We start from the raw sequence: 599 nt of genomic DNA, 5'->3' as shown, positions 1-599 counted from the left end.
GGTCAGCGACTGCGAAAAAAATGGGTCACACCGACGCGAAACTTACCAAGATGGAAAATCAAAGCTGCCTCGATTTCATCAAATGGTTTGATGACACCCTAGACATCAGACCTGGAATGCTTGGCTCCGTGGCCGACATTTCTGCGATGTTCTTTGTTGTGGACAACATGAAAAATCTATTGTTGTTTAACGAAAGATTGCCTCATGAATTGTCTTGGAACGAGTTTTTAAGTGAAAAAAAATTATTCCGAAATTTGAAGTCGATACCAATTGAAGACAATTGGGAATTTGAAAGATTTATTGAATTAAGGCATCAATATTTGCAATGGCTAGATAGCCGCCGAGGTTGAACTGCGGCTCAGGGATGGGGCCAGTTCATATCGGTGAGACCATGAAACAAAACACTTTGTTAGACCTTTTAGGTAAGGACGACGGTTCAGTAGACGTAGTACTCAACGCTATTGAGCAACTTCGCAACGAACTATTGCAAGGGCAAGTTGAAGATTGGGAGAACCCCTACGCTAGAGCAATTCCTGGAGGCCATGCATGCATGGCTGGCGACGATGGGGCCTCGTGTCGATGACAAGCCGTCTTGGAAG

The 599-nt window shown here is 44.6% G+C and carries 1 protein-coding gene; it reads left to right on the top strand.

Features of this window, described 5'->3' with window-relative positions; all coding sequences use genetic code 11:
* Window positions 1–350: glutathione S-transferase family protein (locus AC1D1X_RS25245; protein ID WP_477699629.1), on the top strand; the 350-nt coding region annotated here is incomplete at its 5' end.
* Window positions 351–599 lie beyond the last annotated feature (249 nt).

Source organism: Polaromonas sp. P1_G4 (assembly GCF_056405475.1).
This window is presented reverse-complemented; position numbering and strand designations above follow the sequence as displayed.